At 61.2% G+C, this 15,455-nt stretch carries 15 protein-coding genes; all 15 read left to right on the top strand.

The features are described from left to right. Position 1: 1 nt before the first annotated feature. The 15 genes from ACJJU9_RS12370 to ACJJU9_RS12300 all read left to right on the top strand — a co-directional run bounded on the left by ACJJU9_RS12370 (position 2) and on the right by ACJJU9_RS12300 (position 15,366). The gene (locus ACJJU9_RS12370) at positions 2–877 is read left to right on the top strand and encodes a CoA transferase subunit A (RefSeq protein ID WP_262125965.1); all 876 of its coding nucleotides are present in this window, start codon (positions 2–4) and stop codon (positions 875–877) included. A 12-nt stretch (positions 878–889) separates the two neighbouring features. Continuing rightward, the gene (locus ACJJU9_RS12365) at positions 890–1,687 is read left to right on the top strand and encodes a CoA-transferase subunit beta (protein WP_407730902.1); all 798 of its coding nucleotides are present in this window, start codon (positions 890–892) and stop codon (positions 1,685–1,687) included. Between the two features lie 15 nt (positions 1,688–1,702). After that, positions 1,703–2,611, top strand: coding sequence for an enoyl-CoA hydratase (locus ACJJU9_RS12360; protein WP_401093522.1), 909 nt, complete (start codon positions 1,703–1,705; stop codon positions 2,609–2,611). Further along, on the top strand, positions 2,608–3,720 hold the full coding sequence (locus ACJJU9_RS12355; protein ID WP_407730901.1) for an NAD(P)H-dependent flavin oxidoreductase: 1,113 nt from the start codon (positions 2,608–2,610) through the stop codon (positions 3,718–3,720). The genes ACJJU9_RS12360 and ACJJU9_RS12355 overlap by 4 nt, the downstream gene beginning before the upstream one ends. Continuing rightward, positions 3,717–4,469 (top strand): enoyl-CoA hydratase family protein, encoded by a 753-nt coding sequence (locus ACJJU9_RS12350; protein WP_323370097.1) that lies wholly within the window; start codon positions 3,717–3,719, stop codon positions 4,467–4,469. Before ACJJU9_RS12355 ends, ACJJU9_RS12350 begins: the two co-directional genes overlap by 4 nt. Before the next feature lie 9 nt (positions 4,470–4,478). Further along, positions 4,479–5,642, top strand: a complete 1,164-nt coding sequence (locus tag ACJJU9_RS12345) for an acyl-CoA dehydrogenase family protein (RefSeq protein ID WP_407730900.1) — start codon at positions 4,479–4,481, stop codon at positions 5,640–5,642. A 9-nt stretch (positions 5,643–5,651) separates the two neighbouring features. After that, positions 5,652–6,710 (top strand): acyl-CoA dehydrogenase family protein, encoded by a 1,059-nt coding sequence (locus ACJJU9_RS12340; RefSeq protein ID WP_407730899.1) that lies wholly within the window; start codon positions 5,652–5,654, stop codon positions 6,708–6,710. A gap of 3 nt (positions 6,711–6,713) precedes the next feature. Continuing rightward, positions 6,714–7,865, top strand: a complete 1,152-nt coding sequence (locus ACJJU9_RS12335; protein WP_407730898.1) for an acetyl-CoA C-acetyltransferase — start codon at positions 6,714–6,716, stop codon at positions 7,863–7,865. Between the two features lie 56 nt (positions 7,866–7,921). Next, positions 7,922–8,800 carry an SDR family oxidoreductase gene (locus ACJJU9_RS12330; RefSeq protein WP_353231288.1) on the top strand — a complete coding sequence of 293 codons (879 nt, stop codon included), beginning with the start codon at positions 7,922–7,924 and terminating at the stop codon, positions 8,798–8,800. A 118-nt stretch (positions 8,801–8,918) separates the two neighbouring features. Continuing rightward, positions 8,919–9,704: an SDR family oxidoreductase gene (locus ACJJU9_RS12325; protein ID WP_262125901.1), complete on the top strand. Its 786-nt coding sequence runs from the start codon at positions 8,919–8,921 to the stop codon at positions 9,702–9,704. Positions 9,705–9,714: 10 nt separating this feature from the next. Further along, the gene (locus ACJJU9_RS12320; RefSeq protein ID WP_153371980.1) at positions 9,715–10,185 is read left to right on the top strand and encodes a MaoC family dehydratase; all 471 of its coding nucleotides are present in this window, start codon (positions 9,715–9,717) and stop codon (positions 10,183–10,185) included. Positions 10,186–10,192: 7 nt separating this feature from the next. After that, on the top strand, positions 10,193–11,401 hold the full coding sequence (locus ACJJU9_RS12315; protein ID WP_407730897.1) for an acetyl-CoA C-acyltransferase: 1,209 nt from the start codon (positions 10,193–10,195) through the stop codon (positions 11,399–11,401). Positions 11,402–11,464: 63 nt separating this feature from the next. Then, on the top strand, positions 11,465–12,667 hold the full coding sequence (locus tag ACJJU9_RS12310; protein ID WP_048387578.1) for a helix-turn-helix transcriptional regulator: 1,203 nt from the start codon (positions 11,465–11,467) through the stop codon (positions 12,665–12,667). A 105-nt stretch (positions 12,668–12,772) separates the two neighbouring features. Then, a complete protein-coding gene (locus ACJJU9_RS12305; RefSeq protein WP_273220170.1) occupies positions 12,773–14,149 on the top strand; it encodes a DUF1329 domain-containing protein in 1,377 nt (458 codons plus the stop codon). Positions 14,150–14,325: 176 nt separating this feature from the next. Continuing rightward, entirely contained in the window at positions 14,326–15,366 is a 1,041-nt protein-coding gene (locus tag ACJJU9_RS12300; protein ID WP_048387576.1) for a Rieske 2Fe-2S domain-containing protein, read from the top strand. The last annotated feature ends 89 nt before the right edge of the window (positions 15,367–15,455 follow it).

The raw sequence follows: 15,455 nt of genomic DNA, 5'->3' as shown, positions 1-15,455 counted from the left end.
GATCAATAAGCAACTGACAGCGGCCGATGCGGTCGCTCAATTACGCGATGGCATGACCATCGGTTTCGGTGGCTGGGGCCCGCGCCGCAAGCCTATGGCGATTGTCCGTGAAATTCTTCGTTCGCCGGTCAAGGACCTGACGGTGGTGGCTTACGGCGGGCCGGAAGTCGGCATGCTCTGCGCGGCGGGCAAGGTCAAGAAGCTGGTGTTCGGTTTTGTCACCCTGGACGCGATCCCGCTTGAACCCTACTACCGCAAGGCCCGTGAAGCGGGTGAGCTGGAGTTGATGGAACTCGACGAAGGCATGTTCCAGTGGGGTCTGCGTGCGGCCGGCATGCGCCTGCCGTTTCTGCCCACCCGCTGTGGTTTGGCCACTGACGTGGCGCGTCTGAACCCGGACATCAAGACGGTTCAGTCCCCCTATGAGGATGGCGAGGTGCTGCTGGCGATGCCCGCGCTCAACCTCGACGTGGCGTTCTTGCATGTCAACGTTGCCGACCGGCTGGGCAACAGCCTGGTAATCGGTCCGGACCCGTACTTTGATCACCTGTTCGCTCGCGCCGCAAACCAGTGTTTTATCTCGTGCGAGCACTTAGAGGAACGTCTGGAACTGAGCGCAGATCTGGCGCGTTTCAACACGTTCGAGCGTTATCTGGTCACCGGTGTGGTGCATGCCCCGCTGGGTGCGCACCCCACCAGTTGCGGCCCCGATTATGGCTGGGACATCAAGCACCTCAAGGCTTATGTCGCCAGTAGCCAGGCGGAAAACGGCTGGCAAGATTACGTAAAGACCTACGTCGCTGCAGGTGAGTTGGCCTATCAGGCACAGAACGGCGGTGCTGATTCCATGGGCGCTTTGCCCCTTCCCGTGTTCTGAGGAGTAGCCACTATGACTGCAACCTGCGATTTCACCCTGGCCGAGCTGATGATTGTGGCCGCTTCTGAGGCCTGGCGCGACAATGGCGAAGTGATTGCCTCCGGCCTGGGCGTTATTCCGCGCCTGGGCGCAAGCCTGGCCAAACTCACTCACAGCCCCGAACTGTTGATGACCGACAGCGAAGCGTTCCTGGTAGAGGAGCCAATCCCTCTGGGGCCGCGTGGCGACTACGTGCCCCGTTACTCCGGTTACCTGTCATTTGAACGGGTTTTTGAATGTGTCTGGGGCGGGCGTCGCCACGCAATGATCGGGCCGACCCAGATCGATCGTTGGGGGCAGACCAACCTGTCTTGCATTGGCGATTATCAGAAGCCCAAGACCGCGATCCTCGGGGTGCGCGGCCTACCCGGCAACAGCATCAACCACCTCAATTCGTTTTTTGTCGCCAGCCACAACACGCGGGTGTTTGTCAGCGGCGAAGTGGACATGGTGTCCGGTGTCGGTTTCAAGGCAGATCGCTGGCCGCAAGCCGCGCGTCGCGACCTGATGGATATCTGTTGTGTGGTCAGCGACCTCTGCGTGCTTGATTTTGATGGCCCGGAGCGGGCCGTGCAGGTGCGCTCGTTGCACCCCGGCGTGAGTTTCGAACAGGTCCAGGACAACACCGGCTTCCCGCTGCTCAAGTCAGCGCAGCTGCATGAAACCGTCCACCCGACGCCGGAACAGTTGGCGCTGATCCGCCGTCTCGATCCCCACGATTACCGCGCCGCGGCGATCAAGGGCAACCCGCCGGGCATTCGTACGGCCTGAGGCAAGGAAGCGAGCATGCACAGCAGCGACAGTGAATTTATCGTCCGTGAGGACAACGCCGTCTACGAGACGGACACCCCGGTGCTGTACAGCGTGGCCGAGGGTATTGCCACGCTGACGCTGAATCGGCCGAGTTTTAATAACGCGCAAAACTCACAGATGACTTACGCGCTGGATGCGGCGTTACGTGAGGCGGTGAACGATGACAGCGTCAAAGTCATCGTGTTGCGCGGCAACGGCAAACACTTCTCTGCGGGGCACGATATCGGCACCCCGGGGCGAGACATCAATAAACCCTTCGAGCGCGCGCATTTGTGGTGGGACCACACCAATAAACCTGGCGGCGAGCAATTGTATGCCCGCGAACAGGAGGTGTACCTGGGCATGTGCCGGCGCTGGCGAGAGTTGCCCAAGCCGACCATCGCCATGGTGCATGGCGCCTGCATCGCCGGTGGGCTGATGCTGGCCTGGGTGTGTGACCTGATCGTGGCCAGCGACGACGCGTTTTTCCAGGACCCTGTGGTGCGCATGGGCATTCCGGGGGTCGAGTATTTTGCTCATCCCTATGAAATGAACCCGCGTATCGCCAAGGAATTTCTGTTTACCGGCGACCGCATGAGCGCCGCCCGAGCATCGCAGGTGGGCATGGTCAACCGCGTGGTCCCGCGTGAAGAGCTGGAGCAGGCGACCTACGCCCTGGCCGCTGGCATCGCCAGGCAGCCACGCATGGGGCTGGCGCTGACCAAGCAGGCGATCAACCACGTCGAAGATTTGCAAGGCAAGCGCACGGCCATGGATGCGGTGTTTGCCTGGCACCACTTTGCCCACGCGCATAACGAACTGCTGTCCGGTGACAAGCTGGGGGGCTTCGATGCCAAGGGCATGGCCCGCGCCAACAAGCAAGCCGAGGACAAAAGCCAATGAACCGCTGGCTGCATACGCCGCTGACCGAGGCACTCGACTGCCGTTACCCGATCGTGCAAACCGCGATGGGCTGGGTCGCTGACGCCAATCTGGTGATTGCGACGACACAGGCGGGAGGCTTTGGCTTTCTGGCGGGGGCGACCATCACCGCCGACGCCCTTGAGGGCGAAATCCGCAAGGTGATCGACGCCACCGGGGGTAGCAATTTTGGTCTCAACTTTCACATGTTTCAGGACAACGCCGCGCAGTGTGTCGATCTGGCCATTCAATACCGTTTGCGCGCCGTCAGTTACGGGCGTGGCCCGGACAAACAGACCATCGCCCGTTTCAAAGCCGCCCATGTGCTGTGCATCCCGACCGTGGGGGCTTTAAAGCACGCGCTCAAAGCTGTGGAGCTCGGCGCGGACCTGATTACGGTGCAGGGCGGTGAAGGCGGCGGCCACACAGGCGGCGTGCCCAGCTCGATTCTGTTGCCGCAAGTATTGGAGGCGGTCAACGTGCCGGTCATTGCCGCCGGTGGCTATGCCACCGGGCGTGGCCTGGCGTCGGTACTGGCCGCAGGCGGGGCCGGTATTGCCATGGGTACGCGGTTCCTCATGACCCGCGAATCGCCAACCCCGGCCGCAACGCTGGCGCGCTACCTGAAGGTCAATGATCCCCAGCAGGTACGGGTGACCACGGCGGTGGATGGTATGCGCCACCGCATGATCGAAAACCGCTTTATCAATCACCTGGAGCGGGCCGGTTCCTTTGGCCGCTTGCGCATTGCCCTGAGCAGCGCCTGGCATTGGAAGCAACAGACCGGCATGAGCCTGGGGCACATGCTGTCGGTGTTTGTTCGGGCCCTGCGTGAAGACCCGGCGCAGTTGTCGCAAGTGGTGATGGCCGCCAATCAACCGGTATTGCTGCAACGCTCAATGGTCGATGGCGCCCCGGACGAAGGGATTTTACCCAGCGGTCAGGTCGCCGCCGCCATCGCCGAGCTGCTGTCGTGCCGTGAGGTCATCGAAGGCATTGCCAACGAGGCCGAGCAATGCCTGGACGCGCTCCTGGCCCGCAGCCAACAGCTTTACACGATCCCGTCAGCCGTTATTGGAGAACCCCTGTGAATCAGGCATTTACTACCCAACTCAATCAGGGGATCGCTGAACTGGTGATCGCCAAACCACCGGTCAATGCGCTGGACAGCCAGGAATGGCTGGCACTGGCGCGGCAAATCGAGGCGCTGGGCGCCAACCCCGAGGTGCGGGTCATCGTGATTCGCGCGCAAGGCCGCGGTTTCTGTGCCGGTGTCGATATCAAGGAACTGGACAAGTACCCGGAGCGGATCGTCGAGGTCAATGCCGGCAACTACGCGACCTTCAAGGCCGTACACCGTAACCCGGTGCCGGTGATTGTCGCGGTGCATGGTTTTGTTCTCGGTGGGGGCATTGGTATCACGGGTGCTGCAGACATTGTGATTGCCGCAGAGTGCGCAACCTTTGCCTTGCCGGAAGTGGACCGTGGCGCCATGGGCGGCGGCGCACATTTACAGCGGCTGTTCCCGGTGCAGAAAGTCCGTTACCTGTTTTTTACCGGCGACAGTATCGGCGCCCCCGAGGCCCTGCAATACGGGTTTATCGAGCGCATCGTCAGTAAGGATCAACTGCGCGAAACCGCCTTGGGCATCGCCGCCAGAATTGCCGAGAAGAGCCCCGACATGATCCGCATCGCCAAGGAAGCCTTGAACGGTATCGAAGACGGAAACCTGGAAGACAAGTACCGCTGGGAGCAGGGTTTCACCCTGCAGGCCTACAGCAGCCCGGATTCTGCGCAAACGCGTCGGGCCTTCGTCGAAAAACGCGACGCCAAGTTCTGAGGTAACGCCATGGACCTGACTTACACCCCCAAACAGAACGCTTTTCGCGCCGAAGTGCGCGCCTGGCTGGCAGCCAACCTGCCAACCGAGCCCTTGGCCAGCTATGACACCCGTGAAGGCTTTGAGCAGCACCGTGGCTGGGAAGCCAAATTGTTCGAAAGCCGCTGGTCAATGGTGATGTGGCCGGCCGAACTGGGCGGTCGCGGCTGCGATTTGATCGAGTGGCTGATTTTCGAGGAAGAGTATTACGGCGCCGACGCGCCGATGCGCGTCAACCAGAACGGCCAGTTGTTGTTGGGGCCAACCTTGATGGAGTTCGGTACCCCCGAACAGAAGCAGCGCTTCCTGCCACGCATGGCCGCCAGCCTGGACATGTGGGCGCAAGGCTGGTCGGAGCCCAATGCAGGCTCTGACATGGCGGCAATTACCAGCAAGGCGGTGCTCGACGGCGATCATTACCTGATCAACGGCCAGAAAACCTGGTCGACCCGTGCGATCTACGCCGACTGGCTATTTGGCCTGTTCCGCAGCGAAGCTGGTTCGGCCCGGCATCACGGCCTGTCGTTTGTCATGGTGCCGCTGGATGCACCGGGAGTGACTATTCGCCCGATCAAGGCACTCAACGGCAAGGATGCGTTTGCCGAGGTGTTTTTTGACAATGTGCGCGTGCCCGTGGGTAACCGCATCGGCGCTGAAGGCCAGGGTTGGCAAGTGGCAATGGCCACCGCCGGTTTTGAGCGGGGGTTGCTGCTGCGCTCCCCGGCACGCTTTCAGGCCACCGCGCGAAAACTGGTTGAACTGTACAAGGCCAACCGCGCCAGTGCCGACCGCGACCCAAGCCTGCGTGATGCGGTAATGGAGACCTGGATGGGCGCTGAAGCCTATGCGCTGTCGGCTTATTACACAGTGGGGCGCTTGAGCCGGGGCGAGCAGATAGGTGCAGAGTCGAGCATCAACAAGATCATCTGGTCGGAGCTGGACCTGAAGATGCACGAAACCGCCATGCACATTCTCGGCATGCGCGGCGAACTGACGGCTAAAGGCTCTGAGGCCGGTGATGCAGCCGGCTGGCTGGAGGGGTTTCTGTTTGCCCAGTCCGGGCCGATCTATGCCGGAACCAACGAGATCCAGCGCAACATCATTGCCGAACGCATGCTCGGCTTGCCGAAATAAGGAACCGCCATGGACTTCACTTTTAACGATGATCAGTTGGCGTTCCGCGAGGCCATCAGTCGTTTCCTGATGACCGAAGCCGCACCGGAAATGCTCCGGGAAATTTGGGAAACCGACGTCGGACGCTCCCGCGATCTGCGCAACAAGATAGCCGAGCAAGGGTTGACGGCTTTATCTGTGCCCGAGGCCGACGGCGGTCTGGGCATGGACGATGTGACCTGGGCGCTGATGACCCAGGAGCTGGGCTATTACGCCATTCCTGATTCACTGGCCGACACCGCCTATGTGGCCTGCGGCGTGCTGACCGATCTGCCTGCGCAGCATCCGGCCCGCGCCGAGCTGTTGCCGCGTATTGCCGACGGCAGCTTGCGCATGGCGATCAGCCACCCGATCAATGCGCTGGTCAGCGATGCGCAATTGGCCGACGCGCTGATTCTGTGCTGCAGCGACGAGATTCACCTGGTGCCGCGCTCAGAGGTACAGGTGCAGAGCCATTCGAGTATCGATGCCTCACGGCGCCCGGGCGGTGTGATCTGGACCCCGTCGGCCGCCACTTGCATCGCCAGTGGCGGGCAGGGCCTTGCCTTGCAGGCGCGCATGCTGGATCGCGGCGCGCTGTCGGTGGCCGGGCAACTGTTGGGGCTGGCCCAGCGCATGCTGGATTTGTCGGTGGACTACGTGGCGCAACGCAAGCAGTTCGGCAAGCCAATCGGCAGTTTTCAGGCGGTCAAGCATCACCTGGCCGATGTCGCCCGCCATATCGAACACGCCAAACCGGTGCTTTACCGCGCCGCCCACGCCCTGGCCCGTAACGACAGCAATGCCGGTATCTGGGTGTCTCAAGCGCGGCTGGCGGCCAATGAGGCCAGCTGGATTGCTGCGCGCAAGGGCATCCAGGTGCATGGCGCGATGGGGTACACCTGGGAAGTTGATTTGCAGATGTTCATGAAGCGCGCCTGGGCGCTGGATGCGTACTGGGGCGACCGGGGCTTTCATAAAACCCGGGTCAGCGGCTACCTGTTCGCCAACACCACCGGCCTGGGGCCGGGACACACTTTTGAGGAATGAGTCATGGCCCAAGCCTATATCGTTGATGCGTTGCGCAGCCCGACCGGCAAGCGCAAAGGCGCGCTGAGCGAGATCCATGCCATTGATCTGGGCGCCCATGTGCTCAAGGCCCTGGTGGAGCGAAACCCGATCCCCGCCGAGGACTACGACGACGTGATTTTCGGTTGCGTCGATACCATTGGTGCCCAAGCGGGTGATATTGCACGCACCAGTTGGCTGGCCGCCGGTTTGCCCTTGACGGTGCCCGGTACGACGGTGGATCGCCAATGCGGCTCATCACAACAGGCGCTGCATTTTGCCGCCCAGGCCGTCATGAGTGGTACCCAGGATGTGGTGGCGGTGGGCGGTGTACAAACCATGACCCGGATCCCGATTGCCTCGGCGATGCTCGCGGGCCAGCCGCTGGGGTTTGCCGATCCGTTTTCCGGCAGCGTGGGCTGGCAAGCGCGGTTTGGCCAGCAGCCGGTCAATCAGTTTTACGCGGCGCAGCGAATTGCCGATCACTGGCAGATCAGTCGTGAGCAGATGGAAGCGTTTGCCCTGCACAGCCACGAACGCGCCCTTGCGGCCATTGCCAGCGGCCGTTTTGACCGGGAAATCGTCGCCTGCCACGGCTTGACGCAGGATGAAACGCCGCGTCACAGCAGCCTGGCGAAAATGGCCGAGTTGCAACCAGTGGACCCGCAGTACCCATCGATTACCGCCGCGGTGTCGAGCCAGACCTGCGATGCCTCGGCGGCGCTGCTGGTGGTGTCAGAGGCCGCGCTCAAGCGCTATGGGTTGACGCCTCGGGCGCGCATTCATCACTTGACGGTGCTGGGCGATGACCCGATCTGGCACCTCACTGCGCCGATTGCTGCAACCCGCCGGGCGTTGGCCAAAAGTGGCCTGAGCATGGCCGAGATCGACCGGGTGGAGATCAACGAAGCCTTTGCGTCGGTGGTCATGGCCTGGGCTAAGGAGCTGGATTACGACCCGGCCCGGACCAACGTCAACGGCGGCGCTATTGCCTTGGGGCATCCCTTGGGCGCAACCGGTGCACGGTTGATGACCACGCTGCTCAACGAACTGGAATGCAGCGGCGGCCGCTATGGCCTGCAAACCATGTGCGAAGGCGGCGGCCAGGCCAACGTCACCATCATCGAACGTTTGTAATGTTTCAACGGCCGCCTATTCGCGTGCGGCCGCTTACCCTGTCAAGGAGTCAAAAAATGGCTATATGTGCAGACCGCACCGTGATCATCACCGGGGCTGGCGGCGGGTTGGGCCGTGCCTACGCGCTGGCGCTGGCCGCGCAAGGGGCGAACGTGGTGGTCAACGATATTCGCAGCGAAGCCGCGCAGGCGGTGGCGCAAGAGATTCGCGATAACGGTGGCCAGGCCATCGCCAACCACGATGACATCACCACATTGTTGACCGCACAACGGATTGTCGATGCGGCAATGGCGGCGTTTGGTGAAGTGCATGTGCTGATCAACAACGCCGGTGTGTTGCGTGACCGCATGTTCATCAGCCTCAGTGAAGAGGATTGGGACAGGGTGATGCAGGTCCATCTCAAGGGCCACTATTGCCTGGCCAATATCCTCGGACGGCGCTGGCGCGACCTGGCCAAGGCCGGTACGCCGGTGGATGCGCGGATTATCAACACCAGCTCTGGCGCAGGCCTGCAAGGCTCAGTGGGGCAGTCCAATTACTCGGCGGCCAAGGGCGGCATCGCGTCATTGACCCTGGTGCAAGCGGCGGAACTCGCGCGTTATGGCGTGACAGCCAATGCGCTGGCGCCGGCGGCGCGAACATCGATGACCGAAAGCGCCATGCCCGACGTGGTGAAAAAACCTGAAGATGGCAGTTTTGATGCCTGGGCCGCAGAAAACGTTGCACCGCTGGTGGTGTGGCTGGCCAGCCCGGCGTCGGCCCATGTCAGCGGGCAAGTCTTTGAGAGCCAGGGCGGGCGCATATCCCTCGCTGACGGCTGGCGCACCGGCGTCACCCGTGACAAAGGCGCGTTGTGGGCGGTGAACGAAATTGGCGGTGCCGTCGATGCGATCCTCACCGAGGCACCCAAAGCCCAGAAAGTCTGGGGCAGTTGATACCTGCATGGCGAGTGGGCCAGGGGCTTTGTTTCGCTGAGATACCTCATTTTGACGATGTGGCAGTGCCTGCGGCTCCGTACAAAGACGGGGTATCGAATTTTCGGAGGTAGACACTGTGAAGCAAGCCCCCCCTTATGTGCCCGGTCATCAATTGTTGGCCGGCAAGTCGGTGTTGATTACAGCGGCAGCCGGCGCCGGGATTGGTTATTCGGCGGCTCGGCGCAGTGCCGAAGAGGGTTGCCGGGCGCTGATGATTTCAGACGTGCACCCGCGTCGTCTGGAGGAGGCGGTCGAGCGGCTGAAGGCCGAGACCGGGCTACAGGCGGTTTTTGGCCAACTGTGCGATGTCACCGTCGAGGCGCAGGTCCAGGCCTTGGTGGCGGCGGCCGAAGATGCGCTGGGCGGGGTCGATGTGCTGATCAACAACGCCGGCCTCGGCGGTCAGAAAACCGTCGTGCAGATGAGCGACGAAGAATGGCAGCGGGTGCTGGATGTGACGTTGACCGGAACGTTCCGCATGACCCGGGCCATGTTGCCGCATATGCAGCAGCGTGGCGCCGGGGCCATAGTCAATAACGCCTCGGTACTGGGCTGGCGAGCCCAGAAAGAGCAGGCCCATTATGCCGCCGCCAAGGCCGGGGTCATGGCGCTGACCCGCTGCAGCGCTCTGGAAGCTGCCGAATTCGGCGTGCGTATCAACGCCGTGTCGCCCTCAATAGCCTTGCACGACTTTCTCAAAAAAGCCTCCAGTGAAGAGTTGCTGGCCAGCCTGGCAGGACGCGAAGCGTTCGGGCGCGCGGCTGAGGTTTGGGAGGTGGCCAACGTGATGATGTTTTTGGCCAGCGATTACGCCTCTTACATGGTCGGCGAAGTGCTGTCCGTCAGTTCGCAACAGGCTTGAGGACTTACCCATGACGCACGTTTTCAGTTCGGCTCAGGCGCTGTTGGCGGCCGAGGGCCTGGACCTGGGGCAAAGCGACTGGCTGACCATTGACCAGCAGCGCATCGACCTGTTCGCTGAAGCCACCAGTGACCACCAATGGATTCATGTCGACCCGGTGCGGGCCGCCACTGGCCCTTTTGGTGCTTGCATTGCTCACGGTTACCTGACCCAGTCGCTGGCCAATCTGTTCATGCCGCAGTTGATGCGCATCGACAATATGGCGATGGGCATTAATTACGGCAGCGACCGGGTGCGCTTTCCGGCGCCGGTCAAGGTCGGTTCGCGGGTGCGCGGCAGTGGCCAGATTATCCGCGCCGAGCTGCTGGGCGACACCGTACAACTGGTGGTGCGCATGACCATGGACGTCGAGGGCCAGGCGCGCCCCGGTTGCGTGATCGACACCATCAGCCGTTATACCTTCAACCCAATTTGCCAGTGAGCGTGTCATGGACCTGAATGAAGTTGTCATCGTTTCAACTGCCCGCACCGCCTTGGCCAAGTCGTTTCGCGGATCGTTCAACGACACCGAAGCCCCGGTGCTGGGCGGGCATGTGGTGCGTGCTGTAGTAGAGCGCGCGGGCATCGACCCAGCCGATGTCGAGGATGTGATCATGGGCGCCGCGGTGCAGCAGGGCACCCAGGCGTACAACATCGGTCGGCTGTGCGCGTATACCGGCGGCTTGCCTGAGAGCGTGCCGGGTATGGCGCTGGACCGTATGTGTGCCTCGGGGCTGATGAGCATCGGCGTGGCGGCCAAAAATATTCTCAGCGGTGAGATGAGCATCGCCATCGGCGGCGGTGTGGAGTCGTTGTCGCTGACCCAGACCAAACACAAAAACAGTTATCGTGCGCAGTCAGAGGCCGTGCTGCAGGCAATGCCCAGCGCTTATATCCCGATGATTGAAACCGCCGAAATTGTTTCCCGGCGCTATGGCATCAGCCGCGCCGCCCAGGATGAATACGCGCTGCAAAGCCAGTTGCGCACCGCCGCCGCGCAACGGGACGGCCTGTTTGACGACGAAATTGTCAGCCTGAGCGTGGACAAACTGTTGTTTGCCGGCGATGGCCAGGCCAATGGTCATGAGCGTGTGCAGGTCTCGCGGGACGAATGCAACCGGCCCTCTACGCGTCTTGAAGACCTGGCTGCGTTGAAGCCAGTGTGGAAGGACGGCAAATGGATCGGGCAGGGTGAGTATGTGACTGCCGGCAACGCCTCACAGTTCTCGGATGGCGCCTCGGCCAGCCTGCTGATGAGCCGTGCTGAAGCCCGGCGCCGGGGGTTAACGCCGCTGGGCATTTACCGGGGCATTGCAGTCGGTGGCTGCGCCCCGGAAGAAATGGGCATCGGCCCGGTGATTGCCATCCCCAAGCTGCTCAAACGCTTTGGCTTGAGTGTCGCGGATATCGGTTTGTGGGAGATCAACGAGGCTTTTGCCTGCCAGGTACTGCACTGCCGCGATGCCCTGCACATCCCGGCCGAACGCTTGAACGTGAATGGCGGGGCGATTTCCATCGGCCACCCGTTTGGTATGTCCGGCGCCCGCATGATCGGCCACGCCCTGCTCGAAGGGCGCAGGCGCGGTGTGCGTTATGTGGTGATCGCCATGTGCATTGGGGGGGGCATGGGGGCTGCGGGCCTGTTCGAGCTGCCCTAGTCCCTGCTGTTTCAACTCAAACCATGCGGGCCTGACGGTCGGGCCCGCTGCTGGGGAATGGTTATGCAACCTTGTCTGCCCAATGCACAAATCCTGGCGCACATGGGCCTGGAGCTGGCCGATTACGAACAGATGATTGGCGACATCTATGAGTCGGCCTTGAATACGCGCTGTTTAAGTGATTCGTTGAGAGCGGTACGCACGCTGTTCAAGGCCAACTTTGTGACCTTGATCTTACGCGTCCAGGATGAACCGCTGCTGTCGCCGATGGTGGTTGCGGGTGATATCGAATTGGGGGAGGGCGGGATCAACCATTACGCCTATTACGCCAAATCCACCTTGTTCGACGGGTTGCCCACCGACACGGTGTTCACCATCGACCAATTGATCAGCGATGCCGAATGGCGCCGCTCGGCGTTTTACCTGCTGTTTTGCGAGCCCCACAATTGTTACCACATGCTCGGTGCCGATATCCGCATGCCGGATGGCGGCATTGTGCGTTTCAGGATCAATCGCCCATTTGATCATCCGCGCTTTGACGACACCGATCGGGCCATGTGCGCGATGCTCTTGCCACATTTGCGCCGGGCTTTGCATCTGCACGCCCAACTGGATCGCAGTGAGTCACTGGGCAGCTTGTATTCACAGACCATCAGCCGCCTGGCGGTGGCGACCATCGTGCTGGATGAAAACGGCACGGTGTTGCAACTCAACCCCGTGGCGCGGGAGATTCTCGACAGCCAGGACGGCCTCAAGATCGTGGGTGGCCGACTGGAGGCAACGTACCCCAGTGACAATAGAGAATTGTCACGTCTGGTGCGAAGCACCTTTCAGCGCGTCAGGCAAGGCACCGGCCAGGGTGTCCAGCAAGCCGAGGCCATGTCGATTTCCCGCCCCTCGGGGCAGGTCAGCCTGGGGGTGGTGGTGGAGTTGATTGCCACCCGCGAACTGCTCGAAAGCAACGGTAAACCCACGGTGGTGGTGTATGTCCGCGATGCAGTGAGCAAGTCACTGGTGAGTACGGTGCTGACCTCGCAGCTGTACAACTTGACCCCGGCAGAAACCGCCCTGGCGCTGGAGTTGGCCAACGGCCTGTCGCTGGAAGAAGCCTCGGAGCTGCTGAACATCCGCCGTAATACTGCCCGTGCCCACCTGCGCTCGATCTTTTCCAAGACAGGCGTGCGTCGCCAAACCGAACTGGTGCGGATCATGCTCAACAGCGTGGTAGCCCTGGGCGCGCCCCAGGCGGCTGCGTCCTTACTGTGACGCTGCCCGGCGCCAACTTGCATTAGTCCGTGCGGACGATGCTGCGCCGCTCGTGGCCTGTCGATACTGGGCAACCGATGTCGAACCCAGAAAAGGAGAATAAAAATGATCGGCACTCATCAGTCCCGTGGCCGGGCCTTGGCGATGTTTTTAGGATGCTGTGCTGTTGGCCTGGCCAATGCCGCGCCGCAGGACGTTGCGCGGCTAGGCACTGACTTGACGTGCATGGGCGCGCAAAAGGCCGGTAATGCCGATGGCAGCATTCCTGCCTTCAGCGGTCAATGGCTGGGGGTACCGCCCCACGTGGATTTCAAGGGCACCGGTAACCATCCGGTAGACCCGTACCCCGACGAAAAGCCGCTGTTTGTGATCACCGCACAGAACATGGAGCAGTATGGCGACGCGTTGTCCGACGGGCAAAAAGCCTTGTTCAAGCTGTACCCGAGCACTTACAAAATGCCGGTGTACCCCTCGCACCGGGATTTCCGTTTTGACGACTCGGTGTGCCAGGCCACCCGCGAAAACGCCAGCGTGGCGCGCTTGGTCGATGACGGTGAAGGCGTTGTCGGCAAAACCGGCGGCACGCCATTCCCGGTGCCGCGCAGTGGTCTGGAACTGCTGAAAAATGCCTCGACTTTCACCTTGCGCGCGTGGACCGAGGAGTACACCTCCGACAACGCCTATGTGCTCAAGAACGGCAACATCAACTGGGGCCGCGTGCATTCGCGCAACCTGGCCCCGGCGCTGCAACCGGGCAAAATCGGTGACACCACCGGCAACTCGTCGTTCTACCTCAACGAAACGCTGCTGCCACAGCGGGACAAGGGCGAGATCAATACCGGCACCGAGTTCTGGAACGACAAGACCGAACCCCGTCAGGCGTGGCGTTATGACCCGGGCACGCGTCGTGTACGGCAGTCGCCAGGGTATGGTTTCGACATGTCATTCCCAGGCAGCGGTGGCTCGCTCACGGTAGACGAAGTACGCCTGTTCAACGGCTCGGGGCAGCGTTATGACTGGAAGATCGTCGGCAAACGCGAAATGTTCATTCCCTACAATACCTATCGCTTGCACGCCGCCAACCTCAAGTACGCGGACCTGTTGCCCCCCGGCCACATCAACCCGGATGCCATGCGTTACGAGCGGCACAGGGTCTGGGAGCTGGAAGGCACCCTCAAACCGGGTTATCGCCACCTCTACGGCAAACGCAAGTTGTACATCGATGAAGACACCTGGTTCCCCATCCTCGCTGACAACTACGACAACCGTGGCGAGTTATGGCGCACCTCAATGGTCAATTACTTTTATGCCTACGAGAGCCAGCGGCCACAAGCCGGTGTGGGCCTGTATTACGACCTCAATGCCGGGAGCTACCTGGCGTTCAACCTGATCAACGAACAGCGTAACGGCTACTTGCTCAACCGGCCGGGTTTCAGCCCACGGGATTTCGGCCCCGAAGCCGCGCGGCGTTTCGGTCAGTAGTTGAGGAGCAGGGCGCCAATGCTGCGCGGCGCCCACTGCGAGTCAATCGCATTTCATCTAGTCCAATTGAAGGATGTTCTCCTTGTGCAGCTGTTAAATGATGGCTGCCAAGGGTTCACCCTGTATTTCTTGGGGGCATTACAGGCCCCGAAGTCTGCAACCGAGGAACAATAACAATGACTAAACTCGCTGAAATCAACATCGAGAATGCCCAGCGTACCCACCGTTACGCCCGCGGCTGGCACTGCCTCGGCAACGCCAATGATTACCGCGATGGCAAGCCACATACCCTGAATATTTTTGGTACCCGCCTGGTCGCGTTTGCTGACAGCCAGGGCGCCATCAGCATTCTTGATGCCTACTGTCCGCACATGGGCGCAGACTTGTCCCAGGGCACCATCGAAAACGACCGTCTGGTGTGCCCCTTCCACCACTGGAAGTACGACACCGGCGGCAAGTGCGTCGAGATCCCTTACTGCAAGCGCATCCCCCCCAAGGCCAAGACCCGTAGCTGGCTGACCTGCGAAGAAAACAACCTGCTGTTCGTCTGGAACAACCCTGAAGGCCGTCCACCGAAAGAGGGTGTGATCATTCCGCACCTGCCAGAAATGGATGACCCTGAATGGATCCACGACTGGAACATCGACACCATGCACATCGAGACCAACCCTCGTGAACTGGTCGATAACCTGGTGGATGCCCAGCACTTCGGGCCAGTACACGGCACGCCGACCAAATACTTCGCCAACATCTTCGAAGGCCACATCGGCCACCAAATTTTCCATGGCGACTCCGAGCGCCTGGGCGGTGACCTTATCGCGCCATCAGCGTATTACGGCCCGGCGACCCACTTCACCCAGATCAGTTCGATGTTTGGTGACGTACGTATACACGCCATTCTGCTCAACAGCCACGTGCCCGTGACGGCCAACAGCTTTGACTTGCGCTTTGGCTGCATGGTCAAACGCGTACCGGGCTGGACCGAAGAACAGAACCTGGAAGTGGCCAAGGCGTATGTGAAGGGCAACCGCGACTCGTTCTACCAGGACGTGGTGATCTGGAAGCACAAAGTCCGCATCGACAAGCCGGTACTGGCCGAAACCGACGGCCCGGTTTACCAGTTGCGTGAATGGTACGAACAGTTCTTCACCGATGAAGACCTGATACCGGCCAGCATGGCCGAACGCCGGGAAATCATCACCGTCGACGAACGCTAATTGCAGTCAACCTCTTCAGGCGGCCCGGGAAATACTGCCGAGTGCCTGGAGAGGGTTCTAGAACAAAGAGAAAGCTTTATTTCAATGTT

This window comes from Pseudomonas helleri (assembly GCF_045830615.1).
GTDB lineage: Bacteria > Pseudomonadota > Gammaproteobacteria > Pseudomonadales > Pseudomonadaceae > Aquipseudomonas > Aquipseudomonas helleri.
Note: the sequence above shows the minus strand (reverse complement) of the source record. Positions and strands in the feature narration are given on the sequence as shown.

Excerpts from the sequence above, each read along its gene's own strand:
- ACJJU9_RS12365 (WP_407730902.1), top strand. The coding sequence starts at position 890 with ATGACTGCAACCTGCGATTTCACCCTGGCCGAGCTGATGATTGTGGCC.
- ACJJU9_RS12360 (WP_401093522.1), top strand. The coding sequence starts at position 1,703 with ATGCACAGCAGCGACAGTGAATTTATCGTCCGTGAGGACAACGCCGTC.
- ACJJU9_RS12355 (WP_407730901.1), top strand. The coding sequence starts at position 2,608 with ATGAACCGCTGGCTGCATACGCCGCTGACCGAGGCACTCGACTGCCGT.
- ACJJU9_RS12345 (WP_407730900.1), top strand. The coding sequence starts at position 4,479 with ATGGACCTGACTTACACCCCCAAACAGAACGCTTTTCGCGCCGAAGTG.
- ACJJU9_RS12340 (WP_407730899.1), top strand. The coding sequence starts at position 5,652 with ATGGACTTCACTTTTAACGATGATCAGTTGGCGTTCCGCGAGGCCATC.
- ACJJU9_RS12335 (WP_407730898.1), top strand. The coding sequence starts at position 6,714 with ATGGCCCAAGCCTATATCGTTGATGCGTTGCGCAGCCCGACCGGCAAG.
- ACJJU9_RS12330 (WP_353231288.1), top strand. The coding sequence starts at position 7,922 with ATGGCTATATGTGCAGACCGCACCGTGATCATCACCGGGGCTGGCGGC.
- ACJJU9_RS12320 (WP_153371980.1), top strand. The coding sequence starts at position 9,715 with ATGACGCACGTTTTCAGTTCGGCTCAGGCGCTGTTGGCGGCCGAGGGC.
- ACJJU9_RS12315 (WP_407730897.1), top strand. The coding sequence starts at position 10,193 with ATGGACCTGAATGAAGTTGTCATCGTTTCAACTGCCCGCACCGCCTTG.
- ACJJU9_RS12310 (WP_048387578.1), top strand. The coding sequence starts at position 11,465 with ATGCAACCTTGTCTGCCCAATGCACAAATCCTGGCGCACATGGGCCTG.
- ACJJU9_RS12305 (WP_273220170.1), top strand. The coding sequence starts at position 12,773 with ATGATCGGCACTCATCAGTCCCGTGGCCGGGCCTTGGCGATGTTTTTA.
- ACJJU9_RS12300 (WP_048387576.1), top strand. The coding sequence starts at position 14,326 with ATGACTAAACTCGCTGAAATCAACATCGAGAATGCCCAGCGTACCCAC.